Here is a 3,861-nt window from a genome sequence, read left to right as displayed (position 1 = left end):
TCATGATAGATGTTTCTGAGTGATGGCGGAATTTTTACCCCATCTGGCACGGAAAAACTAAGCCCATGCGCCTGGCCTTCATTATGATAAGGGTCTTGACCAAGGATAACCACTTTGGTATTAGCAAAGCTGCTAAGCTCAAAAGCATTAAAAATTTGATTTTCAGCTGGGAAAATTTTTATATTTTGGCCGGCTTGATAGGATAAGAAATCATCCAAATGTTGAAAAGATTCTTGTTGAAATAACGGGTCTAAATACTCAGACCAGTCGCTATTTATAACCCTGCCCACCATAATCGAAAACGATAGCCTAACGTAGTTACGTAGCCCACTTCGGTGAATTGAATTCGACCTTTGGGATTAATAAAAAAACTTGTTGGTGTGCCTTTAACGCCGTACAACCTGGCAATGGAGCCAGACTGGTCGTTAATAAGGTTATTGAGTTGCATGTCATTTTCTTTGGCATAAGCTTCAATCTCTAGATCATCACCTGATTGAATGGCAATATTAAGCACTTTGTAGTCTTCTGAAATGGCTTGAATATTGTCATTTTCAAGCTTGCACACCGGGCACCATACTGCCCAAAAATGCACCAGCACGCCCTGATCAGGCAGAGGATTGGCGTTCATCACCTCGCCACTGAGTGTTTTAGAAGTGAAGCTGGGCGCCATGCCAGTAGTTAAGTCTTGCTGTTGGTAGGCGCGAATGATAAAAATGGCTAAAATAACCATCATAAACTGCATGATGGTTTTACGTTTTGGTCGTTTGATTTGCATGTTGAATATTATAACTTAAGGATTGCCATGACTGATTGGATACAGCGCTGGAAAGAAGGAAAAATTGGCTGGCATCGTCAAAAGCCTAATAGTAAGTTGATTGAGTTTATTGACTGCTTAGAATTGCAACAGGGTGATTGTGTTTTTGTGCCCTTATGTGGCAAGAGTGTTGATATGCTATATTTGCTTGATCAAGGCTATCAGGTGCTAGGTGTTGAATTAAGTGAGTTGGCTGCTGAGCAATTTTTTGCAGAAAATAACTTAACCTTTACAACGAATAAAACTAAATTTTTTACCCGCTATATCGGTGAAAATATTCAGATCTTATGTGGTGATTATTTTGATTTGAGCGCCAAGGATTTGGCTGAGGTGCGTGGTGTCTATGATAGGGCATCGTTAATCGCGCTACCATCAGATTTAAGGGTGAAATATGCGCAGCATTTATACGCTATAATAGCGCCTGGTTGTCGGGTATTGTTATTAACATTGAATTATCCGCAATCACAAATAAGTGGCCCACCTTTTGCGGTTAATCAAGCAGAGGTGGAGTCACTGTATGAAAAAGGGTTTGAGTGTCAGCAGTTACAATGTTTTGATGACCTGGAAAATGAGCCCAAGTTTCAACGTTCTAACGTTGATTTTATTGAAAAAGCAACTTATTGTTTGCGTAAATATTAAAGGAAAGAAAATGGCTAAAAAAATTAAAGGTGTTGTGGCGCAGTTTGGCACAAAAGGATATGGATTTATTACTGGTGACGATGGCGAAAAGTATTTTGTTCATCAAAAAAATATTTTTAATAAATCACGCCTAAAGGCAAATACTCGTGTTGTATTTAATGCGGAAGAATCAGACAAGGGTTTAGTGGCAACCAAGGTTGAACTTGAAGATGGTGCCAAAATGGCAAAAGCCAATAAGGGTGCCAATGCTTCAACTGGCTTATCTGACGGTACAATCAAAGCGGCACTAGCTATTTTGTTTGTGGCGCAAGCAGTGGTTATTTACAAAGTGTTCTTTACCAGCGTAGCGGGCTAAGATGAAAAAGCTGGCGATACTGCTAATGTTGCCTATACTGTTGAGCGGTTGTTTTTCAACGCCAGCGGTAACCGTTAACAACATCTGCAGCTTGATGGATGAAGAAGTGAGCTGGTATCGCTCAGTAAAAGCAGCTGAGAAAAAATATGGTGCGCCAGCGCACGTGTCTTTAGCGATTATGTATCAAGAATCAAATTTTGCCTCTGATGCCAAGCCACCTAGAGAAAAACTGTTTGGTGTTGTGCCTTGGTTTAGACCAACCACTGCCTATGGCTTTGCTCAAGTAACGGATGATACTTGGGAGTGGTATCAGCTGAAAACAGGTAATCATAGCGCTGATCGTGATGATTTTGACGATGCGGCAGATTTTGTCGGCTGGTACATTGTGCAATCGTCAAAACGCCTCGGCATTGCTAAATCTGATGCTTACAATCAATATTTGGCGTATCACGAAGGTCTTGGCGGTTTTAAAAGTAAATCGTATAACAAAAAACCTTGGTTGAAAAAAATAGCCACCAAAGTGGATAACAACGCCCAGCGTTATAAGCGCCAACTTAATCAATGCGCATCAGAGTTAAATAGTAATAGCATCTGGCGCTTGTTTTAATTAAAGTGATAGGCAAGGCCTATCACCTTATTGAGTTTGTAGACCAAAGTAGTAGTAATAATTATGTGGACAAAAGTATTAGATAAAGCGCCAAAAGAAGGCACAATGGCTAGCTTTGAGGTTGAAGGTAAAAAGCTGTTTGCCACCTTAAATAATGGTGAGCTTTATTGTGCTGATAATCGTTGCCCGCATGAGGATATCGAGCTAACACTAGGTTGTTTGAAAAACAATCGAATTGTCTGCTCACTGCACGGTTTTAGTTTTGATTTGGCCACTGGCCATAGTTCTGATGAGGATGTTGATTGCCTAAAGACTTACCCCATTAAACAAGAAAATAACCAAATATACATACAATTATGAATTCACAAGAATTAATGAAATCCATCATCCAGCGAATTGCCACTGGTCCTGAATTAAGTAAAGATCTTGATTTTGAAGAAACCAAAGCAGGCATGCAAGCTATTTTGCGTGGTGAGATTGATGACGTTCAATCAGCTATCTTCTTTATTGCTTTGCGCATGAAACGTGAAACCGAAGAAGAAAACAAAGGTGTGCTAGCTGCTATTTTGGCAGAAAGTGACAAACAGCAAGTCGATGTTGATGACTTGGTAGATTTGGGCGACCCATACAGTGGTTACAATCGATCGATTCCAATCTCTTCATTTTTACCAGCTGTATTGGCAGAATTAGGTTTGCCTTGTGTTATTCATGGGCTAGATAGTGTTAGCCCTAAATTTGGCCTAACCCATCGCCATATTGTTAACGCCATGGGGCTGAGTGTTGATCATTCAACCGCTGATGCTAAATCAAGAATTGAAGATCCGTCTATTGGCTGGAGTTATGTTGATCAAGCAAGCTATTGCCAAGGTTTGCATAATTTAGTACCACTACGTGATCGCATTATTAAGCGCACTGTGATTAACACGGTAGAAACACTTATTACGCCTTTAAGAGGGCGAAAGACACATTCTATTTTGGGTTATGTGCATAAGCCATATCCACCTAAATACGCCGCTTTGGTTGATGAGTCAGGCATGGATACTGCATTGTTGATTCGTGGTGTTGAAGGCGGCGTTATTCCTTCTCTGCGTCAAAAAGGCTTAATGGTCTCTTACGAAGGTATTGAAGAAAAAGATCGTGTCGACATTGAGCCAGCTTCATTAGGTATTGAACAAGACATGCGCGCGATTTCTTTTCCAGCTGAGTTAGATGTTCACAATGATATTGAAGCATTGGCTGACTACACCGTCAAACTCGGTAAAGCGGCCTTATCAGGTGAACAAGGCATGTTTTATGATGGCTTGGTGTTAAGCGCCTCTTTGGTGCTTTGGCATACTAAAAAGGCTGACTCGTTAGTTGAAGCTGCTGAAATGACAAGAACAGTCTTAGACTCTGGCAAGGCATTGAATCGTTTATAATTAGAACATAATCATAGGATATAAAAAA

6 protein-coding genes and 1 pseudogene are annotated in these 3,861 nt (G+C 40.5%); 5 read left to right on the top strand and 2 right to left on the bottom strand.

Going from position 1 to position 3,861, the window contains the following annotated elements; genetic code table 11:
• Together PSN35_RS06420 and PSN35_RS06415 are read right to left on the bottom strand one after the other, a co-directional pair.
• Positions 1 to 293 (bottom strand): annotated as a pseudogene (locus tag PSN35_RS06420) (uracil-DNA glycosylase); the annotation flags it as partial.
• Positions 275 to 775 (bottom strand): redoxin domain-containing protein, encoded by a 501-nt coding sequence (locus tag PSN35_RS06415; protein WP_300031059.1) that lies wholly within the window; start codon positions 773 to 775, stop codon positions 275 to 277. The pseudogene PSN35_RS06420 and the gene PSN35_RS06415, both read right to left, overlap by 19 nt.
• 27 nt (positions 776 to 802) lie before the next feature.
• On the opposite strand from PSN35_RS06415, the gene PSN35_RS06410 reads away from it, so the two are divergent.
• From PSN35_RS06410 to PSN35_RS06390, 5 genes are all read left to right on the top strand, one after another.
• Positions 803 to 1,453, top strand: a complete 651-nt coding sequence (locus PSN35_RS06410) for a thiopurine S-methyltransferase (protein WP_300031056.1) — start codon at positions 803 to 805, stop codon at positions 1,451 to 1,453.
• Positions 1,454 to 1,463: 10 nt separating this feature from the next.
• Complete coding sequence (locus tag PSN35_RS06405) at positions 1,464 to 1,808, top strand: cold shock domain-containing protein (protein ID WP_300031054.1); 345 nt, start codon at positions 1,464 to 1,466, stop codon at positions 1,806 to 1,808.
• Position 1,809: 1 nt separating this feature from the next.
• Positions 1,810 to 2,415 carry a transglycosylase SLT domain-containing protein gene (locus PSN35_RS06400; RefSeq protein WP_300031051.1) on the top strand — a complete coding sequence of 202 codons (606 nt, stop codon included), beginning with the start codon at positions 1,810 to 1,812 and terminating at the stop codon, positions 2,413 to 2,415.
• 63 nt (positions 2,416 to 2,478) lie between these two features.
• On the top strand, positions 2,479 to 2,775 hold the full coding sequence (locus PSN35_RS06395) for a Rieske 2Fe-2S domain-containing protein (protein ID WP_300031048.1): 297 nt from the start codon (positions 2,479 to 2,481) through the stop codon (positions 2,773 to 2,775).
• Complete coding sequence (locus PSN35_RS06390) at positions 2,772 to 3,833, top strand: anthranilate phosphoribosyltransferase (protein ID WP_300031045.1); 1,062 nt, start codon at positions 2,772 to 2,774, stop codon at positions 3,831 to 3,833. The genes PSN35_RS06395 and PSN35_RS06390 overlap by 4 nt, the downstream gene beginning before the upstream one ends.
• Positions 3,834 to 3,861: the final 28 nt, after the last annotated feature.

It is taken from the genome of Candidatus Thioglobus sp., from assembly GCF_028599055.1.
Classification (GTDB): Bacteria; Pseudomonadota; Gammaproteobacteria; order PS1; family Pseudothioglobaceae; genus Thioglobus_A.
Note: the sequence above shows the minus strand (reverse complement) of the source record. Positions and strands in the feature narration are given on the sequence as shown.

Coding starts and splice junctions, on each gene's coding strand:
- PSN35_RS06415 (WP_300031059.1), bottom strand. CDS start 775: ATGCAAATCAAACGACCAAAACGTAAAACCATCATGCAGTTTATGATG.
- PSN35_RS06395 (WP_300031048.1), top strand. CDS start 2,479: ATGTGGACAAAAGTATTAGATAAAGCGCCAAAAGAAGGCACAATGGCT.
- PSN35_RS06410 (WP_300031056.1), top strand. CDS start 803: ATGACTGATTGGATACAGCGCTGGAAAGAAGGAAAAATTGGCTGGCAT.
- PSN35_RS06405 (WP_300031054.1), top strand. CDS start 1,464: ATGGCTAAAAAAATTAAAGGTGTTGTGGCGCAGTTTGGCACAAAAGGA.
- PSN35_RS06400 (WP_300031051.1), top strand. CDS start 1,810: ATGAAAAAGCTGGCGATACTGCTAATGTTGCCTATACTGTTGAGCGGT.
- PSN35_RS06390 (WP_300031045.1), top strand. CDS start 2,772: ATGAATTCACAAGAATTAATGAAATCCATCATCCAGCGAATTGCCACT.